Origin of the sequence: Shewanella sp. LC6, from assembly GCF_006385735.2 — a bacterium.
GTDB lineage: Bacteria > Pseudomonadota > Gammaproteobacteria > Enterobacterales > Shewanellaceae > Shewanella > Shewanella xiamenensis.
In genome coordinates this window covers 3,590,407-3,610,457 of sequence record NZ_CP043902.1, presented here as the reverse complement: position 1 = coordinate 3,610,457, position 20,051 = coordinate 3,590,407, and the positions used below count along the sequence as shown (strand labels likewise).

General features: G+C 45.7%; 18 protein-coding genes and 1 other annotated feature. Of the genes, 13 read left to right on the top strand and 5 right to left on the bottom strand.

The genetic code is table 11. From position 1 onward, the window contains the following. The first annotated feature begins 112 nt into the window (after positions 1 to 112). Complete coding sequence (locus tag FJD32_RS16200) at positions 113 to 634, top strand: Mpo1-like protein (RefSeq protein ID WP_088585899.1); 522 nt, start codon at positions 113 to 115, stop codon at positions 632 to 634. A gap of 46 nt (positions 635 to 680) precedes the next feature. Here the strand turns inward: FJD32_RS16200 and FJD32_RS16195 are convergent, their stop codons facing one another. From FJD32_RS16195 to ccsA, 3 genes are all read right to left on the bottom strand, one after another. Continuing rightward, a complete protein-coding gene (locus tag FJD32_RS16195; protein ID WP_088585898.1) occupies positions 681 to 2,105 on the bottom strand; it encodes a hypothetical protein in 1,425 nt (474 codons plus the stop codon). Positions 2,106 to 2,413: 308 nt separating this feature from the next. Then, complete coding sequence (locus FJD32_RS16190; RefSeq protein WP_088585897.1) at positions 2,414 to 3,685, bottom strand: CNNM domain-containing protein; 1,272 nt, start codon at positions 3,683 to 3,685, stop codon at positions 2,414 to 2,416. Between the two features lie 102 nt (positions 3,686 to 3,787). Then, the gene (ccsA, locus tag FJD32_RS16185; RefSeq protein WP_037415626.1) at positions 3,788 to 4,576 is read right to left on the bottom strand and encodes a cytochrome c biogenesis protein CcsA; all 789 of its coding nucleotides are present in this window, start codon (positions 4,574 to 4,576) and stop codon (positions 3,788 to 3,790) included. A gap of 334 nt (positions 4,577 to 4,910) precedes the next feature. On the opposite strand from ccsA, the gene ffh reads away from it, so the two are divergent. The 12 genes from ffh (at position 4,911) to FJD32_RS16130 (ending at position 16,024) form a co-directional block, all read left to right on the top strand. After that, entirely contained in the window at positions 4,911 to 6,284 is a 1,374-nt protein-coding gene (gene ffh, locus FJD32_RS16180; protein WP_037415628.1) for a signal recognition particle protein, read from the top strand. Positions 6,285 to 6,502: 218 nt separating this feature from the next. Further along, on the top strand, positions 6,503 to 6,751 hold the full coding sequence (gene rpsP / locus FJD32_RS16175; RefSeq protein ID WP_011071566.1) for a 30S ribosomal protein S16: 249 nt from the start codon (positions 6,503 to 6,505) through the stop codon (positions 6,749 to 6,751). Positions 6,752 to 6,771: 20 nt separating this feature from the next. After that, entirely contained in the window at positions 6,772 to 7,302 is a 531-nt protein-coding gene (gene rimM / locus FJD32_RS16170; protein WP_037415631.1) for a ribosome maturation factor RimM, read from the top strand. A 15-nt stretch (positions 7,303 to 7,317) separates the two neighbouring features. Then, positions 7,318 to 8,064 carry a tRNA (guanosine(37)-N1)-methyltransferase TrmD gene (gene trmD / locus FJD32_RS16165; RefSeq protein WP_088585896.1) on the top strand — a complete coding sequence of 249 codons (747 nt, stop codon included), beginning with the start codon at positions 7,318 to 7,320 and terminating at the stop codon, positions 8,062 to 8,064. A 34-nt stretch (positions 8,065 to 8,098) separates the two neighbouring features. Continuing rightward, a complete protein-coding gene (rplS, locus tag FJD32_RS16160) occupies positions 8,099 to 8,452 on the top strand; it encodes a 50S ribosomal protein L19 (protein ID WP_006080791.1) in 354 nt (117 codons plus the stop codon). A gap of 98 nt (positions 8,453 to 8,550) precedes the next feature. After that, positions 8,551 to 8,736 carry a hypothetical protein gene (locus FJD32_RS25110; RefSeq protein WP_088585895.1) on the top strand — a complete coding sequence of 62 codons (186 nt, stop codon included), beginning with the start codon at positions 8,551 to 8,553 and terminating at the stop codon, positions 8,734 to 8,736. A gap of 115 nt (positions 8,737 to 8,851) precedes the next feature. Then, complete coding sequence (locus FJD32_RS16155) at positions 8,852 to 9,943, top strand: 3-deoxy-7-phosphoheptulonate synthase (RefSeq protein ID WP_088585894.1); 1,092 nt, start codon at positions 8,852 to 8,854, stop codon at positions 9,941 to 9,943. A gap of 63 nt (positions 9,944 to 10,006) precedes the next feature. Next, positions 10,007 to 11,146 carry a bifunctional chorismate mutase/prephenate dehydrogenase gene (gene tyrA, locus FJD32_RS16150; RefSeq protein WP_088585893.1) on the top strand — a complete coding sequence of 380 codons (1,140 nt, stop codon included), beginning with the start codon at positions 10,007 to 10,009 and terminating at the stop codon, positions 11,144 to 11,146. 214 nt (positions 11,147 to 11,360) lie between these two features. Then, the gene (hcp, locus tag FJD32_RS16145; RefSeq protein ID WP_088585892.1) at positions 11,361 to 13,025 is read left to right on the top strand and encodes a hydroxylamine reductase; all 1,665 of its coding nucleotides are present in this window, start codon (positions 11,361 to 11,363) and stop codon (positions 13,023 to 13,025) included. A gap of 51 nt (positions 13,026 to 13,076) precedes the next feature. Next, the gene (locus FJD32_RS16140) at positions 13,077 to 14,207 is read left to right on the top strand and encodes a hybrid-cluster NAD(P)-dependent oxidoreductase (RefSeq protein ID WP_088585891.1); all 1,131 of its coding nucleotides are present in this window, start codon (positions 13,077 to 13,079) and stop codon (positions 14,205 to 14,207) included. 131 nt (positions 14,208 to 14,338) lie between these two features. Beyond that, positions 14,339 to 14,674: a hypothetical protein gene (locus FJD32_RS16135; protein ID WP_088585890.1), complete on the top strand. Its 336-nt coding sequence runs from the start codon at positions 14,339 to 14,341 to the stop codon at positions 14,672 to 14,674. 45 nt (positions 14,675 to 14,719) lie between these two features. After that, on the top strand, positions 14,720 to 16,024 hold the full coding sequence (locus FJD32_RS16130) for a sodium:proton antiporter (RefSeq protein WP_088585889.1): 1,305 nt from the start codon (positions 14,720 to 14,722) through the stop codon (positions 16,022 to 16,024). Positions 16,025 to 16,134: 110 nt separating this feature from the next. Here FJD32_RS16130 and FJD32_RS16125 read toward each other — a convergent pair whose 3' ends face one another. Next, the gene (locus tag FJD32_RS16125) at positions 16,135 to 18,135 is read right to left on the bottom strand and encodes a chorismate mutase (protein ID WP_088585888.1); all 2,001 of its coding nucleotides are present in this window, start codon (positions 18,133 to 18,135) and stop codon (positions 16,135 to 16,137) included. Between the two features lie 37 nt (positions 18,136 to 18,172). After that, positions 18,173 to 18,286 (bottom strand) — a sequence feature (Phe leader region). A 219-nt stretch (positions 18,287 to 18,505) separates the two neighbouring features. Further along, positions 18,506 to 20,014, bottom strand: a complete 1,509-nt coding sequence (gene pepA / locus FJD32_RS16120; RefSeq protein ID WP_047538030.1) for a leucyl aminopeptidase — start codon at positions 20,012 to 20,014, stop codon at positions 18,506 to 18,508. Positions 20,015 to 20,051: the final 37 nt, after the last annotated feature.

Here is a 20,051-nt window from a genome sequence, read left to right as displayed (position 1 = left end):
TTGGCAACATTTTTGTTACTTTTTACTGTTCAGTCTGGCATTTTTGGGCTAGGTTAGGTCAAAAGTTTTATCCATAAACTAATTTGCAGGGACACAGCAAAAGGAGCCCAAGATGAAATCCGCCGTAGAGCAGTTATCAACCTATAAAAGTGTGCATTTAAATCCGCGAAATATTCGAACTCATTTTATTGGTATCCCATTAATTATATGGTCGGCTTTTCTATTATTAGCGACAATCCGAATTCCACTTGGCAGCGCGGGTGATGTGAGTTTAGGTGTGATTTTAGGGGCAGGTGTGCTGGTTTATTATTTTCGTTTGCATGCAAAGTTAGCTATTGGCCTAGCTTTATTTATCGCACCCGTCGTATATACCACTGAGTTAATGGCAGATTCTCCCAACGCCTTCTGGTTGGCTATATCGGTATTTATCGTCGGTTGGGTTTTTCAGCTGATTGGCCATCAATACGAGAAGGCAAAGCCTGCCTTTATTGATGATTTAAACCAACTGTTAATTGGCCCGTTTTTCTTAATGGCCGAAGTGTATTTTATCTTGGGGTTAGAAAAGGCGTTAGATGCCGAGATTACACCTATCGCTATCGAAAAGCGCCGAGCACTCGATAGCAAAAAAGTGTAGTTTGGGTTTTATAGCCTTTTGTCTTGGGATCTGCACGGCTAATCATTTACAACTCAATAAGTAAATCAATTAGCTGTGCATTCATATCTTCCGACTCGAATGTTGCGGTGAGTGAGACATTGCCTTTTCGGTAAAATACTTGTTCGAAATTATCTTCCGACTCTTGGTTTTTTGATAAAAAATCAGATTTAGTGATGGGAATGTTGTAGTTTTTCAACGTTTTCATAAATTCGTCGTTGTTTTGGTTTCTCGTTAGTGACTCTGTAAATCGAATTTTACTGACTTTTCTTGCCTCAATATCATTAATGCCGAGGAGAATATTTTCAGTGGCGATGACCCATTGCTCACTGCGTGAGGAGTCAACCTGATTGGGTATTTTTATAATGTTGGCAAGTTGAGAGGGGCTTAGAATAAATTCATCCTCGTTTTTATCTGAGATGATTTGTTTTATTTTATTGTTGTCAAATTCATTAAAATTTATCGAAGTACGCTTGCCGCTGTTTCCTCGTGGAACAAACGAAAATCCAGTTAACATCTCTGCTGTTTCATGTTTATTGTTTAAACTGAAGGTTTCGAAATACAATATTAGCTTATTGTTTTTTCCATCGAGGCGATAATCGTTGCCTTCTTGTTCTATTTCCTCGAGCGACAGTATTTGCGCTAGCTTATCTTTAAATTGTATCTTGCCATCGATAATCCAGTTATCTTGGTCATAATTATCACTAGGCTCAATCATATTACTACCATGATTATTTAGAATGCTCTGGTTTTTATCGATCCTAACAATCTGGCTGTTTTTTGCATAAATCCATAGCGTTCTGCCGTAAACATACGCTGTTGAACCGTCCAGCATAGACAATTTTACGCTCTCTGGCCCCATCAATTGGTTTATAGATGATTCAGGCTCACCATTACTTAAGCCATAAGCACGATTTAATGTAACATTCGCAGCTGGAGCAAGGTGGTTTTTAGCTTGTTTATATATATTTATATAATCATTTTTAGCTAGTGTGGTTAAATGTATTTCTTTATCTTTAGCTATATTCTCGCCTTTGCTATTGTAAGGGGTTGGAGTGGTAGGGGGAATGTCATTCTGGCATGATTTTATATTTGTTGTAGTGGTTATAAATTTTATTTTATCTATGTATTCATTATTTTTTATTTTTTTTACGCTAATTATCCTTAGGGTGATTCTTTCAATTATAATTGCATCGGCACCTTCTGATAATGCATCTTGTTGAATGCTTTTTAACACTTTTTCAAAGTATCTGCTATAAAATGGAGTTGAGTCAGTGTATTTTATTTCTAATAATTCATTTTTATCTATTTCAACGGTGTAATGGTTGTTTTTTGTACTTATGTTTTTATATTCACAGGTAGGATAGTAATCAAGGACTTGCGGGAGATTATTTGAGGCTAAAGTACTGGAAGAATAAAGTAATGAGCATGAGATTGCTAAGTATTTAAACATTTTTTCATCCTTGATTATTTCTACTTAGGATGATTTTTATCAGAGATTTGAGGCAGTAACAAGTTTTTTAATTGTGCCCATTTGGATGTTTTGTTGTCAGTGGGAATGGACGTGGATTATGAGTACACATCTAAAGTGTGTGACATATCTAAATTGTTGCTCCCTGTGAGGATGTTGTTTACCAAAAAGTTAGACGTAATAGCTTAAATGCACCATCGAGATTAATAGGGGAATCTAGACTGGCTCAATTTTAAGCTATTTTCTAAAGATAAAATCAACCACGCATTTAGCGTAGAGAGGTAATCTAGTTACTTTTGAGACTGATAATACTGCGGAATGATACGCACTGTTTTGACCATATTGTCAGCGACTTCAATGACTTCTAGCGGGTAGCCTGCAAGGCGTAGGCTCGTGTTTTCGGAGGGGATGTCCTCCAAATACTCTAAAATCAGGCCATTGAGGGTTTTAGGACCATCGGTTGGAAAATCCCATTTCATCTCTTTGTTCAAGTCTCGGATGGTGATACTAGCATCAATCAAATAACTGCCATCCTGTTGTTGGTTAATCTCTTCACTCGCGGTTGGTAACATTGAAGTGGTGAAGTCACCGACAATTTCTTCGAGGATATCTTCGAGTGTTACCAGTCCTTGGATGTCACCGTATTCATCCACGACGAGGCCAATACGTTCTTTGTTGTGCTGAAAATTGGCTAATTGCACATTGAGTGGTGTGCCTTCAGGAATAAAGTAGAGCTCTTTGACGGCGCGCAGCAATGAGGATTTACTGAACTGTTCTTTTGATTGCAAGCGTAGCGCATCACGCAGATGAATAAAGCCGACGGCATCGTCAATGGTATCGCGGTAAACCAACACTCGAGTATGTGGGCTTTGGATGACTTGGCGATTGATAAACTTAAAGTCATCGTTGACGTTAATCGCATAGATATCCGAGCGCGGCACCATGATGTCTTCAACGGTGACTTTTTCTAAGTCCAGAATAGATAACAGCATTTCTTGGTGGCGCTGGGGGATGAGGGCGCCAGCCTCATGCACGACGGTGCGCAGTTCTTCTTGGCTGAGGGCCTCGTTAGTTTTGACCGAATGTACCCCAATCAGGCGCAACAAGGAGGAGGTGATGATGTTCATGATGCGCACTAATGGCGAGAGAATCACGAGCAACCAGCGCAGTAAGAAACTGGAGGGGAAGGCGATAGGTTCTGGGTGCAACGCCGCCAAGGTTTTGGGGGTCACTTCAGCAAAGACCAGTACTAACAGGGTTAATACACCAGTGGCAATTGCCATCCCCATGTCGCCGTATAAACGCATGCCTATAATGGTGGCGACCTGCGCCGCTAGGATATTGACGAGGTTGTTGCCGATGAGGATCACACCGATAAGCTTATCTGGACGATCGAGAAGTTGCAGTGCACGCTGCGCCCCTTTGTGACCGTTGGAGGCAAGATGTTTTAATCGATAGCGATTGAGCGTCATCATTGCCGTTTCTGAGGCGGAAAAGTAGGCCGAGAAGAGGATAAGCACCAGCAAAGCAACAAGGAGTGCGCTTGTCGATATAGCGTCCAAAAAATACGTTCCAGTTAGGCTGTAAAGATTATGTAAATACCGAGAATAGCGTTGGGTGTCAAGTCAGCTTAGCGAGTAAGCACCTAAGCTGACTTGAAATTATTAACTAAGAATTAATTCTTTGACAATGCGAGCGCCAAAATAAGCTAAGGATAACAAGGTTGCACCAGTTAAAGTGTAAATGACTGCGGTGCGAATTTTACAGCCAACCCAATACTGCTGCCACAGCATAGCGATATACACGAACCAAGCGATAATTGACAAAATCGCCTTATGGCCTTTGCCATCGGCAAACATGTCATCGAGGAAGATAAAGCCTGTGGCTAGGGATAAGCTCAGTAAAATGACCCCAATAATAACAAGATGATAGAGCTGCTTTTCTACCGTCATCAGTGGTGGAATGCTAGGGCTTAACATGAGTTGTTTCTTTTTGAGCTTGTTTTGGATCATCGCCAGTTGAATCGCGTACAGGGCGGCGATCATCAGGGCGCTGTATGCCATGAGAGAGAGCACAACGTGGGCTAAGACCTCAGGATACAATTCAAAGTGAGTAATAAACTTAGGCGGCAATAACCAGAGCAGGGCTACAGAGAGCACGGAACAGGCATAAACCACGGGCACAACCACAATCACTTTTAGCCTAAACATCATCACGGTAAAGGTGAAGGCGATGATCCAGTTCACTAACGAGATCACATTAGTGAGGCTGAAGTTTTGTCCGTCAGGGGTAAATATCGCTTGTGAGAGGGCGGCTGCGTGTAGAATCACCGCAATCGCTGCGATACCTGCAACGGCTTTACGATTAGGGCCTTCAGGATGGAAGAGCCGGCTTGTCACTAATACCAATGCGATGCAATAAAAAAACATGGCTGAGGCAGAAAAAATGACCATGGGTAATTAACCTATTTGTGTTGTTAAAGGTGCCTTATATCCCCAAACTACTTGAAACTCGTATTTTCAGATTGTTTGAGTTTTAACTGGGCATACAGATCAATATTTTGCCTAGAATAGCATGAGCTATCGGCAAATGGGCAGTGACATAAGTTGCAAAATTTAGCAGATTCTTATTGTTAGGTGTAAATAGTCGCCGTCAAGTCGCAAAATAAGTGTGGTAGCAGATTAAATGCCTAAGTTAACGCAACCGGGGCGTAGCAGTAGCATAATACGCACGCATGGTTATAATACTGCCCATTAATCGAGATCCTTAAAGGTATAGAGCAGGACGATGTTTGAGAATCTAACCGACAGACTGTCACGCACGCTGAAAAATATCAGTGGCCGTGGTCGCTTAACCGAAGAAAACGTTAAGGAAACCCTGCGCGAAGTGCGTATGGCGCTGCTGGAGGCCGATGTTGCCCTGCCTGTGGTGCGTGAATTCGTTAACAATGTAAAAGAACGTGCCGTTGGCCAAGAAGTGGCGAAAAGCCTAAGCCCTGGCCAAGCCTTTATTAAGATTGTTCAAAGTGAACTTGAAAAATCCATGGGCGAGGCAAACCAAGCTCTGGATTTAGCCACTCAGCCGCCAGCCGTGGTGATGATGGCGGGGCTTCAAGGTGCGGGTAAAACAACCAGCGTTGCCAAACTGGGTAAGCTGCTGCGTACGCGCCATAAAAAATCGGTATTAGTCGTCAGTGCTGACGTTTATCGTCCAGCGGCGATTAAACAGCTTGAGACCTTAGCGACCGAAGTCGATGTGGAGTTCTTCCCATCGGACGTGAGCCAAAAGCCAATCGATATCGCTAAGGCGGCCATTGCCCACGCTAAACTTAAATTTATCGATGTAGTAATTCTCGACACCGCGGGTCGTCTGCACGTCGATGAAGCCATGATGGATGAGATCAAGGCACTGCACGCGGCGGTTAAGCCGATTGAGACACTGTTTGTGGTCGATGCCATGACGGGTCAAGACGCGGCAAACACGGCCAAAGCCTTTAACGAAGCGCTGCCGCTCACTGGTGTGATTTTAACTAAGGTTGATGGTGATGCACGCGGCGGTGCGGCATTATCGATTCGCCATATCACAGGCAAGCCAATTAAATTTTTGGGTGTGGGTGAAAAGACCGATGCCTTAGAACCTTTCCATCCAGACCGTATCGCCTCACGTATTCTCGGTATGGGCGACGTATTATCGCTTATCGAAGAAGTGGAGCGTGGCGTCGATAAAGAAAAGGCGATGAAGCTGGCTTCCAAAGTGAAGCAGGGCGGTAGTTTCGATCTCGAAGACTTCCGTGAACAGCTGCAGCAAATGAAAAACATGGGCGGTATGATGAGCATGATTGAAAAGCTGCCCGGTGTTGGTCAGTTGCCGCCGGATGCTTTAGCGCAAATCCAAGATGGTAAAATGACCCGCCAAATGGAAGCCATCATTAACTCAATGACGGCGAAAGAGCGTAAAAACCCTGATTTAATCAAGGGCTCACGTAAGCGTCGTATTGCTGCGGGTTCGGGGACTGAGATTCAAGATGTAAACCGTTTATTGAAACAGTTTACCCAAATGCAAAAAATGATGAAAAAAATGTCGGCTAAGGGCGGCATGCAAAAGATGATGCGTGGAATGCGCGGTATGATGCCTGGCGGAATGAAATTTCCTGGGCGCTAATCTCAACGATTTTCATCAAAGTTGATGTCTTATCAGTTGGTTGATTGTATTTGGAATGAGGCGGGCAATTCTATGGCAGGTTTAATAATCGCCAGATTGGGTTGCATTCGTTGAAAAGTCAGGTAAAATCTTCCGGCTTTCTATCTGGGACTCTTCGCGAACACGGGGTTCCAGTTTTTATTTTTGCTTCAAGCAAATCATTAGAGGATTGAAAACGCATGGTTACCATTCGTTTAGCTCGTGGTGGCGCTAAAAAGCGTCCATTTTACAACATCGTTGTTGCTGACAGCCGTAACGCTCGTGACGGTCGTTTCATTGAGCGTGTTGGTTTCTTCAACCCATTGGCCCGTGGCCAAGAAGAAACTTTACGTTTAGACCTAGCTCGCGTTGAGCACTGGGTTGCGAACGGCGCTGCGACAACTGATCGCGTAGCAAAATTGATTAAAGACGCTAAAGCTGCTGCTTAATAGCGTTAAGGTATAGATTGATGAGCAGTAACCAACAGCCAGTCGTACTGGGGAAATTAGGCTCCTGTCATGGCATTAAGGGTTGGCTGAAAATCACCGCCTATACCGATTCTGTTGAAGGTATCTTTGATTATTCGCCTTGGCTTATTAAAGAAAATGGCGAATGGCGTGAAGTAAAAGTTACTCAGTGGCGTTACCAAGGCAAGGCCGTTGTGGCCGAACTTGAAGGTGTCACCACGCGGGAGCGAGCACAAATGCTCACCAATTGCGAAATTGGTATCCTGCCGCAGCAGATGCAATCATTGCCAGAAGACGAGTTCTATTGGCGTGATCTTATCGGTTGTGAAGTGATTAATACTACCGGCTATAACATGGGGATTGTCGATCAAATCGTGGAAACCGGTTCGAACGATGTCCTACTTGTTAAGGCCAACGCTAAAGATAGTTTCGGCAAAGTGGAACGTATGGTTCCCTTTGTCCCAGGGCAATTCATCTTAAAGGTGGATGTCCAAGGTAAACAGATTTTAGTGGATTGGGATCCTGACTTTTAAGTCGAGGTACAACATATGTGGTTAGGGGTAATTACCCTGTTCCCAGACATGTTTCGTGCCGTAACAGACTTTGGGGTTACGGGTCGTGCCGTGAAAAACGGTCTGCTTGAGTTGCACACGTGGAATCCTCGCGATTTCACCCATGATAGACACAGTACTGTGGATGACAGGCCTTACGGCGGTGGTCCTGGTATGTTGATGATGGTGCAACCTTTACGCGATGCCATTCATGCTGCGAAAGCAGCAGCAGGCGAAGAGGCAAAGGTGATTTACTTGTCACCTCAAGGACGCAAGCTGGATCAGCAAGGCGTTACTGAGTTGGCTAAATCATCCCGGTTGATTTTGGTGTGTGGTCGGTACGAAGGTATTGATGAACGCATCATTCAAACGGAAGTGAATGAAGAATGGTCGGTTGGGGATTACGTGCTTTCGGGCGGCGAATTACCCGCAATGACCTTGATAGATGCAGTATCGAGATTGGTTCCTGGCGTGCTAGGAAAACAAGCTTCGGCGGAGCAAGATTCTTTCTCCGACGGTTTACTGGACTGTCCTCATTACACGCGCCCTGAAAGTCTGGATGGACTCGATGTACCTGCAGTACTGCTAAGTGGCAACCACGAACAAATTAGACTCTGGCGTTTGCAGCAAAGCCTTGGTAGGACTTTTCTAAGACGGCCAGAATTATTTGAAAATCTAGCTCTGACTGACGAACAATCGACTCTTTTAGCGCAGTTCGTTGAAGCAATGGACAAGCATGCTTAGTCGTAGCTCAGTTAATTCTAGAACGGAGTAAGTTATGAACAACATCATTAAAATGCTCAACGATGAGCAAATGAAACAAGACGTACCTGCGTTTGGTGCTGGTGATACAGTAGTAGTTCAGGTTCGTGTTAAAGAAGGTGATAAAGAGCGTTTACAGGCTTTCGAAGGCGTTGTAATTGCTAAACGTAACCGTGGCCTGCACTCTGCATTCACAGTACGTAAAATCTCTAATGGCGAAGGTGTTGAGCGTGCATTCCAAACGCACAGCCCTCTGATCGCTAGCATTGAAGTTAAGCGTCGTGGCCGCGTTCGTCGCGCCAAACTGTACTACTTACGTGATCGTTCAGGTAAATCTGCACGTATCCGTGAAAAGCTGGCTACTAAGTAATAGTACCCGCTACAGAAAACAAGACGTAGTGTTCGCACAGAAAACCGCCCTAGTGGCGGTTTTTTGTTGGCTGACGTTTTTCTTTTTAGCCGTATTGAGTGCGTTTCGGGTTAATACGGCTTTCGACAGAGAGCCACTATGCCCTCAAGCCTTTGCCTTGTCTAAAGCGCGTTGAACTCCCGCTGAATGAACAGATATTTAATACGATTGGTATAAATGCCGAATTTGTTAAATTCTTCCTTGATCTTCTGCCAATTAATAGGCATATTGGTCGCCTATTGTAATGGTGTATCATTACAATATTACATGATGGCCTCGGCTATTTAATTCTTCCCCCAGCGGTTTGAGATCCAGACTCCTGATAACCTGGGGATATGACTTCAGTTTTAGGTGGTAAGCATGCAACAGGATACGATCAATAACGTACACATCAGTTCAGAGAAAGTCCTTATTACACCGCAGGAGCTAAAAGCGACTCTGCCACTCTCTGAGCACGCGTATCGTTATATCCTCAATGCACGCAAAACCGTGGCGGATATTGTCCATAAGCGCGATCACCGCGTGCTTATCGTCACAGGACCTTGTTCTATCCATGATATCGATGCCGCCAAGGAATACGCTTTAAAGCTTAAAAAATTACACGATGAACTCAGAGATGAGTTCTACATCTTAATGCGAGTCTACTTTGAGAAGCCACGTACCACAGTGGGTTGGAAGGGCATGATTAACGACCCCGATATGGATGAATCCTTCGATGTTGAGAAAGGTTTAAAGATGGCGCGCGAGCTGATGATTTGGCTTGCAGAGCTTGAGCTACCCGTTGCCACCGAAGCGCTCGATCCTATCAGTCCGCAATATATTTCGGAGCTAGTGACTTGGTCGGCCATTGGTGCTCGTACTACTGAATCGCAAACCCACAGGGAAATGGCGTCGGGTTTGTCTATGCCCGTTGGCTTTAAAAATGGTACAGATGGAAAGCTGGATGTTGCAATTAATGCCCTTAAATCGGCGGCCAGTAGCCACAGATTTATGGGAATTAACCAACAGGGTCAAGTGGCTCTGTTGCAAACGGCGGGAAACCCCGATGGGCATGTGATCCTGCGCGGCGGCGTAACACCAAACTACGATGCGGCCAGTGTAGCCGAATGTGAAGCGCAGCTACATAAGGCCAAACTCAATGCGCGCCTTATTATCGATTGCAGCCACGGTAATTCCTCTAAGGATTACACCAGGCAAGTCCCTGTGTGTGAAGATGTATTTGCCCAGATCTACAACGGCAATAAGTCCATTATTGGCGTAATGCTAGAAAGTCATTTAAACGAAGGTAATCAAAGTTGTGATAAACCATTAAGCGAATTGGCCTACGGAGTTTCTGTGACAGACTCCTGTATTAATTGGGAAAAAACCGAAAGCGTTTTACGTGCGGGTGCATCGAAGTTATCTTCGGTATTGCCAACGCGTTTTGATATGCTCAAAGTGGCCAATGCTTGAGAGCAAATCTTAAGTGCCTAACGTTTAAACACCTTCCTTTTAGGTGGGTAGTGGACCGATAACATGAACGAAAAAACCACAACTGAATTAGAACACCTTCGCGGCCTTATCGACGGCGTCGACCAGCAATTGCTGCATTTACTGCGTAAACGGCTAGATTTAGTCGCGCAGGTGGGCACAGTTAAGCATGCCGCAGGCCTGCCGATTTATGCGCCGCAACGTGAAGCCGCAATGCTGGCAAAACGCCGCGAAGAAGCCAAAACCATGGATATTGCGCCGCAACTGATTGAAGATATTCTGCGCCGCTTGATGCGTGAGTCCTATCTCAATGAGAAGGATGTTGGCTTTAAGCAAGTGAAAAATGACCTAGGTTCAGTTGTGATTGTGGGAGGGAAAGGCCAGCTTGGTGGACTGTTTCAACAGATGCTGTCGCTCTCGGGTTACCAGGTCAAAGTGCTTGATAAAGACGACTGGCAGCAAGCGGAAACCTTATTTGCTGACGCCGGATTGGTATTGGTAACAGTACCTATTGCTATCACCTGCGACCTTATCCGTGCAAAACTAACCCAATTACCACAGGACTGTATTTTAGCCGACTTAACCTCTATCAAGACTGAACCGATGAATGCCATGTTAGCTGCCCACAAGGGACCCGTTGTTGGCTTTCATCCTATGTTTGGCCCAGATGTCGGCAGTTTAGCTAAGCAGGTTGTGGTGGTGTGTCATGGACGCGAAGCGGATAAATACCAATGGTTACTCGAGCAAATTACGATTTGGGGCGCGCGAATTGTCGAAGCCGAGCCTGAACGCCACGATAATGCGATGCAGTTGGTACAGGCGATGCGCCACTTCTCAACCTTTGTGTATGGCTTAAACCTTTGCAAAGAAGAAGCAGATATTGAAACTCTGCTGCAATTTAGCTCGCCCATCTATCGCTTAGAGCTCGCCATGGTAGGGCGCTTGTTTGCCCAAAGCCCAGAGCTTTATGCCGATATTATTTTTGCCCAACAGGACAGCCAGCATGCGATTGGCGATTATTTGGATAACTATCGCGAGGCATTAGAGCTATTAAAGCGGGGCGATAGGGAAGCGTTTATCAACCAGTTCCAAACGGTTGCTAAGTGGTTTGGTGATTTTGCGCCGCAGTTTCAGCGCGAAAGCCGCATGATGCTGCAATCGGTAAGTGATATGAAAACGAACTAATAATGAATGAGTTACCCATAAAAATGCCCATCTTTGATGGGCATTTTTATGGGTTTTGAGTCACTTTTATTGTGTAAATTAGCAACTGCTTAAGGTGATCGTTCTCTAAGATTTGGCATTCAAGGTAAGAAAACACTGTCGCTTATTTTCGGTTTAGGTAGACTAATTTTAAACATGCATAAATAAAGCATGAATTTAAATTAGGAGTCTATCCATGTTCTGTATTCAGTGTGAGCAAACCATTCGTACCCCCGCTGGCAATGGTTGTAGTTATTCCCAAGGTATGTGTGGCAAATTAGCGGCAACCTCCGATCTGCAAGACTTATTAATCTACATGTTGCAGGGTGTTTCCGTTTATGCGGTAAAAGCGCGCGAGTTAGGCATTGTAGATTCTGAAGTCGATACTTTTGTTCCTAAAGCTTTTTTCTCAACCTTAACCAACGTCAACTTCGATGATGAGCGGATCATTGCTTATGTACAGCAAGCTGCAACACACCGTGAAAATCTAAAAACAGCCTATGAAGCCGCTTGTGAAAAGAGAGGGAAAACGGCAGAGCAGATGCCGCTGGTTGCGCAGTTAGTGTTAGGCACAAGCAAGCTTGAAATGCTGTCTCAAGCACCTATCGCGTCGCTTAATAAAGACAAAAACCACATTCATGAAGATATTTTGGGACTTAGATTACTCTGTTTATACGGCCTTAAAGGTGCGGCCGCTTATATGGAGCATGCGCGTGTACTAGGTAAAACCGATGCTGAGATTGCTGCGGATTTCCATCAAATCATGGCGTTTCTCGGTGAACCGAGTGTTGATGCAGATAAATTATTCTCCACTGCGATGGAAATTGGCCAATTAAACTACCGCATTATGGCTTTGCTTGACGCGGGCGAGACCGAAGCCTTTGGTCATCCTGAACCGACAGTCGTCAACACTAAACCGGTAAAAGGCAAAGCAATTCTGGTTTCTGGCCATGATATGAAGGACTTAGAGCTTATCCTCGAGCAAACGGCGGGTAAAGGCATTCATGTTTATACCCATGGCGAAATGCTGCCCGCACTTGCATACCCAGCCTTTAAAAAATATGCCCATTTAGTAGGTAACTACGGCAGTGCATGGCAGAACCAGCAAAAAGAATTCGCTAATTTCCCTGGCGCTGTGGTGATGACATCTAACTGTATTATTGACCCGAATGTGGGCCAATATAGCGATCGTATCTTTACTCGTAGCATTGTAGGCTGGCCTGGTGTGACCCATGTGACTGGCGATGATTTTTCAGTAGTGATTGAAAAGGCGCTAGCGCTCGATGGCTTCCACTACGATGAAATCCCACACAATATCACCATCGGTTTTGCCCGAAATGCCTTAATGGCTGCCGCCCCAACAGTAGTTGAAAATGTGAAAAACGGTTCTATCAAACACTTCTTCTTAGTCGGAGGTTGTGATGGTGATAAGTCGGAGCGGAGTTATTTCACCGATTTAGCGAAATCGGCGCCAAAGGATTCCGTCATCCTGACCTTAGGTTGTGGTAAGTACAAATTCAACAAGTTGGAATTTGGCGATGTCAACGGTATTCCGCGCTTACTCGATATTGGCCAATGTAACGATGCCTATTCGGCAATCCAGCTAGCTATCGCGCTATCACAAATCTTTGAATGCGATATCAATGAATTACCATTGAATCTCGTGCTTTCATGGTTTGAGCAAAAAGCCATTGTCGTGCTGCTGACGCTATTGTCGCTCGGGGTGAAAAATATCCGTACAGGCCCAACGCCACCGGCATTTTTAACTGCAAACTTAGCCAAGATTTTGGAAGAGAAATTTGGCTTGCGTAATACCACCACAGTGGAAGCCGATCTTAAGACCATGCTAAACGTAGCCTAGGTCGATTGATAGCATAGAATCACTGCGGCTTGACGATAAGGCCGCAGTGTTATGGATACAAAGATTATGAATATCAATACCCTACCCGATATCACTTTATCCTCCACGCCTGCGCGTCAAGACAGTTTCAGTCAGTTAGTGTGTGTGGAACGTTGGAACGAAACCGCTGATGTGGTGAGTTTTCGCTTTCAAGCGGGTGAGCCGATGAAGTTTGATTATAAGCCGGGTCAATTTATGACCTTAGTGCTAGACATCAACGGTGAACAGGCTTGCCGCAGTTATACCTTATCTTCGACGCCGTCCCGACCTTACTCGTTAATGTTGACCATTAAGCGGGTTGAGGGAGGACTCGTATCGAATTATCTGATTGATCATCTACAGCCAGGACAAATGGTACGAGTCCTGCCGCCAACAGGGCAGTTCAATCTGTTTGATATTTCAGCCCAAAAATACCTCTTTTTGAGCGCAGGTTGCGGTATAACACCTATGTATTCGATGTCGCGTTATTTGACCGATACCCAAATGAATGCCGACATCGCTTTTGTACATAGCGCGCGAACTCAAGCCGATATTATTTTTAAAACTTCATTAGAGACCATGGCTACGCGCCATCGAGATTTTAAACTGCGTTATATTGTGGAGAATGTCACCACTGATACGGTTTGGCATACTGAGGAAACATTACACGATATCGGCTGTTTAAGTGCCAATAATCTACGAGATTTAGTGCCTGATTTTGCCGAGCGAACCGTATTTTTGTGCGGGCCAGAGCCTTATATGCAGGCCGTGAAAAAGATTCTGACTGATCTTAACTTTGATATGAGTAAGCTGTATCACGAGAGTTTTGCTACCGCAGTGAAAGAAGCGCAAAGCCGAGTCAAGCAAGCTGAAATGCAATCAACAAATCAAGTTAATGCCAGCGCAAGCTTTATGTTATCTATTGGGGATAAAAAGCGGGCCTTAACGGCAGAGCAAACGTTACTTGAGGGGATTGAAGCTGAAGGTTTACCGATTATTGCGGCTTGCCGATCGGGCGTATGCGGCGCGTGTAAATGCCAAGTGCTCGAAGGGGAGACTGAGTCAACTAGTAGTATGACATTGACGCCAGCTGATATCGAAGCCGGATATGTGTTAGCCTGTTCAACTAAGCTTAAGTCGGATGTAACGCTGTCGTTGGGCTAATATTGAGTTGTTTGAGCCATCCTTAACGGAAATATTTTTGTAACGTAGTTGCGATTATATCGCTGAGAACGTAAGGTTAAAGACAAGGGCGGAGTTCACGCCCAGTCCCATCGTCCGGCTGGAGTCTCTCAATGACAACGACAACCACTTATGCCGCAAAAATTGAAGATCGCAGCTTAGGCCATTTACTTTACGCCTTAATGTACGGCTTTCCGTTGTTACTGCTTCCTGTGCTGCTGAGCTTGTTTATTAACTTGTCTCAGCGACACTCTCAAGGCAATGCGGTACTAGCTTCGCACCTGCGTTGGCAACGCCATTCTAATATGATTTTTTTAGGACTCTTAATATTAGGTTATTGCTTGCCGATTACTTGGCTTAGTCTTTCGATTTATCTCTTTGGTATTATTTGGTTTTGTCATCGGATAATTAAAGGCTGGTTAAGTCTATTGGATGGTTTAGAAGTCTAAAACTTGTGCTAGAGTCTTTTCATCTTAACGAGATAAGAGGCTCTAATGTCTAGTTATCAAATTCTGTGTATTCTCTGTGCGTTAGCCTTAGTCACCTCAGTGGCATCTTCACGTTTACATAAGCTGCAAGAAACCGTTGCCATTACCGCATTGGCGTTGGGCATGAGTCTGTTGCTATTGCTGGGTGGTAAAGCACTTGGCGGTAATGTTTATGGTTACTTTGTGGCAGGGCTGGAGAAACTCGACTTTCAAGCCTTATTGCTCAATGGCATGTTAGGTTTCCTGTTGTTTGCTGGGGCATTACAGATCCGCTTAAAAATCTTAAGGCATCAGAAATGGGAAATCCTCATCCTTGCCTTTGTCAGTACCTTGCTCTCGACTTTTATCGTCGGTGGTTTGCTTTACTACATTGCTCCCATGCTGGGATTGCCCTTGGCCTTAAGCCATTGTTTGCTCTTTGGCGCCTTGATTTCACCCACAGATCCGATTGCCGTTTTAGCCATTTTGAAGAAGATGGGCGCGCCCGAAGATATTGCTATTCAGGTGGAAGGGGAGTCGCTCTTTAACGATGGCATTGGGCTGGTGATTTTTGTGGCCATCTCCCATCTGGCCTTTTCAACTGAGCCGCTGACCTTCACGCAAATCTCGTTATTGTTTGTTCAAGAGGCGCTCAGGGGCATCGTTTATGGCGCAGTGCTGGGCGTATTGTTGCACCATTTCTTTCGCTACTGTGAGGAAGAAACCCAATTAATGCTGGTGACTTTACTGATCCCGACGGCGGGTTATGTTATCGCCGAAGTATTAGGGGTGTCGGGACCGCTGGCGATGGTGAGTGCGGGGATGATTATCGGCAACTACAGTGTGCCTAAATATTTTGTGCGCCATGAGCGGGTAAAACTCTATACTTTTTGGTCGTTGATTGAATCCTTCTTCAATGCGCTGCTGTTCCTCCTGCTGGGATTATTACTCCTGCTCGTCACCTTTAAGGCGCCATTATGGTGGTTTATGCTGCTGGCTATCCCGCTGGTATTAACAGCGTGGGCGGTGAGTGTATTTTTGCCGTATATCGGGTTTAGGTTGGTCAAGTCCTACAATCCCTATGCTGAGTCGATCCTTATTTGGGGTGGCTTGAGGGGCGGGCTGGCATTAGCGATGGCGATGAGTTTACCTGAGGGTGTGATTATCGATTCACAAACTGGTGTCGAGCTGCGAGAGCTTGTACTCGTAATGACCTATGCCGTGGTAGTGTTTTCAATCCTAGTGCAGGGATCGAGTATGACGGGGTTAATTCGCCGCAGTAATGCGGTGGCAACAGATACCAATAGCCAGATTGCGCCTGAGCGAACCTAGCCCTGCTGCGTTTAAGCTTGAGGCCTAAAATCCTAAAAGCCTAAAAGCCCTAAACAAGACAGCCACGATATTCGTGGCTGTATGTGCTTTGGTATCGTTATTCGCGCAAATTAGCGATATAACTTCCTGACGACCTCGACCATCAGCGCCAGTGTGTCATGTGCTTTATCTTCTTCGAGGGAGCAATTCAGCACAAGACCATCGGCTTTGAGCTGTTTAATCCCTTGAGTTTGCAGTAGCAGCGCATCTTCGCTGATGGCATAACAAGGATTAATCACTATAGGGAGATGACTGTTGGCCTTGATTTGGATGAGGCTTGCTAAATCCAAAGTGGGTAAGTTGGCATTGTTATAGGTACGAATGCCCGAGTCACATAGGATAAGCTGTTGGTTACCTTGACTTAAAATCGTCTCCGTTGCCGCCATAAACTCCTCATAACTTGCCATATCGTTACGTTCGAGGAATAGCGGAATCGGCAGGGTGCCTGCCTGAGTCAGCAATGCCTGATTAAACATTTGTTTGCCCGTTAAGAACAACATATCCGCTTGGCCTGTCGCCAACGGCATATCCGTCGCCTGTTCGATAGTAATAACACAAAGCAAATCATACTGATGCAGGGTTTGGCGCAGCTTAGGGATGATGGCTTCGACCGAGGCGAGCGAGTGGCATACGTCTAAAATCACCGCTTGGAAACCCGCTTCTTTTAGCTGTTTCACTCTGCGCTCAAAGGCGGATAAGACGGCAGGTGACGACTCTAGCAGCAGGCTTTTGCTCAGAGTCATCTTGGCAATAGCACCAAGATGGCCTGCGCCAATGGTAAAGGGGCCGCAGTGAATTTCACTCGCCTGCGCCTTATAAGCCTTAGTGTAACGATAGGGAGATGACTTAGTGCTTACTTCACTGAATACTTCGGCTTTAGAGGTATTAGGTTCAATCAACAATTGGCTATTGCTGAGTTGTGTCGGTTTTACGGTTTCGCAAGGGTAACACCCCAATACTTTGATAAACCGCGTGATCCTCTCGAGCTGTTTGAGCCCTTGCTGCATGGCTTCGCTGGAAATATTGGCATCGATATCCAGATAGAACATTTCTTCCCACGGCGTGCCAGGAATAGGGCGTGATTCGAGTTTGCTCATATTCAGTTGATGCGCCTTGAGCACCAATAGGGCTTCAACCAACGCACCCGCCTTTTGGCCTGTGGCCATAATCAGGGTAGTTTTTGCGGGCAATTGCTCCGGTACGGCTACGGCTTTTCGTGCTACAACAATAAAGCGGCTTTGGTTAATCTTTTGATTGGCAAGTCCAGACTCAATTGACTCGAGTTGGTACAGCGCGCCACCTTCTGTGCTACCAATCGCAGCGGCGCTATTGTCGGTAGACTGGTTGACCTTCTCCATGGCTTCGGCGCTACTTGAGCAATATTCCAGTCTTAAGCCTTTGTGCTGGCTAAGATAGCGGCTGCACTGACTGATGGGCTGCGGGTGAGCATAAACAGTTTTGATATCGCTCAGTTTGCTGCCCGGTTTGCCCAATAGACAATGGCTTACTTCGATAGTCGTCTCGCCCACGATGGAAAGACTGGTATGTTGCAGTACGTCATACACTTCGTTGATTGAGCCGGACGAAGTATTTTCTATCGGCAAAAAGCCATAGTCGGCGTGACCTGACTCAACGGCTTGGACTATCTCATCGAAACTTTGGCAGCCTAAGTCGAGCATCTCAACCTGACGACGTTGGCAATAGCGAGATGCGGCGAGGTAAGAGTAGGAGCCGCGGGCGCCAAGGTAGGCGATACAGTATTGTTGTTTTTGCGTTTCAGGGTTCGCGCGGCCGTGAAGATAAGCCTGTTGATTCAGTACCGAGTCTTCAATAATGCTTTGATACAGCGAGATAACATAATGCGCATCTAAGCCTTTTTCTCGCCCTGCCGTCACTAATCTTGCCAGCAGTTCTTTTTCCCTTTGGGTGTCGCGAATGGGTCTCACATCCACTTCTTTACTGCGGGCCACTTCAAGACTTAAGCGGCGACGTTCGGCGAGTAACGAGAGAAGCTCATTGTCGAGCTGGGTTATTTGCTCTCGAGTGTGATTTAAAGGCTGTGGTTTTTGCATTCTGACCTCATTTGCCGCCGGATTCTCAAGCGTTTAAGACGAAAAAGCCTCCCAGTGGGAGGCTTTGGATTTTTACTTTCGTTTTTACACAGTAAATCCGCCTCCTAGAGTGGGGGTGTAAAAAAGAAAGTAAAAAAACGCTAAGGTATTTGTTTTCATAGGGACTAAAACTAAAGGGCGAGGGCGTGGCTGTCAATCAAAAAATATTCAATAGCAGTATTCTTTCACATCTAGGTTGTTGTTAACTCTTCTCACGAAATCAAATTGAATGAACAGATAGTTAATCGCATTAGTCTCAGTGGCATTTCGCTTTCTTTGCGGCATAAAAAAGGCGAAGAAATGTTTCTTCGCCCTTTGGTCTTGTTAGGGATTATTCGCCTAATTCGACGCCAGCACGGTTGATCAGGAACTGAGTCAAAATCGGTACTGGGCGGCCGGTTGAACCTTTATTGGCACCGCTGTTCCACGCCGTACCTGCGACATCTAGGTGAGCCCAGTTGTACTTTTTCGCGAAACGCGAGAGGAAACAAGCCGCAGTAATCGCGCCCGCTGGACGACCACCTAAGTTGGTCATATCGGCAAATGGGCTATCGAGCATATCTTGGTACTCATCCCACAGTGGCATGCGCCATGCGCGGTCACCACTTTGCTCACCTGCATTGAGTAGCTCGTGCGCAAGTGGATTGTGTGATGAGAACAGGCCAGAAGCATGTTTACCTAAGGCAATCACGCAGGCGCCAGTGAGTGTTGCTGTGTCGATCACCAGTTCAGGGTCGAAACGCTCAACATAGGTCAACACATCACACAGTACCAAACGGCCTTCGGCGTCGGTGTTCAGTACTTCAACGGTTTGCCCTGACATGGTGGTTAAAATGTCACCTGGGCGGTAAGCGTTGCCCGATGGCATGTTTTCACAGCCTGCGAGAATACCGACGACGTTGATCGGTAGCTTCATCTCACAAATGGCTTTCATGGTGCCGATCACACCAGCAGCGCCACCCATGTCGTATTTCATTTCATCCATGGCTTCGCCCGGTTTTAATGAAATACCGCCTGAATCGAAAGTCAAGCCTTTACCAATCAATACGATAGGTTTTTCCGTGCTGTCGACGGCACCTTTGTATTCCATCACTGTCATAATGGATTCATTGGCGCTGGCGCGGCCTACGGCAAGGTAAGAGTTCATGCCGAGTTTCGCCATTTGCTCTTCACCTACAGTTGATACATGTAGGTTTTCGTGAACTTCGGCCAATTGGCGAGCTTGAGAAGCTAAATAGGCTGGATTGCAGATGTTTGGCGGCATGTTAGCCACATCGCGGCATAAATGCATACCGGCAGAAACGGCCATGCCGTGCTCAATCGCGCGTTCACCTAAGGTCAATTCGCGACGTGTTGGCACATTAAATACTAATTTACGCAGCGGACGACGGGTCTCACCTTTACGGGTTTTGAGCGCATCAAAGCTGTATAAACTGCTATTGGTGGTTTCGACCGCTTGGCGAACTTTCCAATAGGTATCGCGACCTTTAACGTGTAACTCGGTTAAGAAGCATACGGCTTCCATTGAACCTGTTTCATTTAAGGTGTTGATGGTTTTAGTGATGATCTGCTTGTACTGGCGCTCGTCTAGTTCTCGTTCTTTGCCGCAACCGACTAACAGCACTCGTTCACTCAATACATTAGGAACGTGGTGCAGTAATAACATCTGCCCAGGCTTACCTTCTAAATCGCCGCGACGCAGTAGATTACTGATATACCCTTCGCTAATCTTGTCTAATTGCTCGGCGATACCGGATAGACGGCGGGGTTCATAAACACCGACAACGATGCAGGCTGAGCGTTGTTTTTCGGGGCTACCGCTCTTTACGCTAAACTCCATGAGCACTCCTAGATTCTTAAAGACAAATTTTTATATT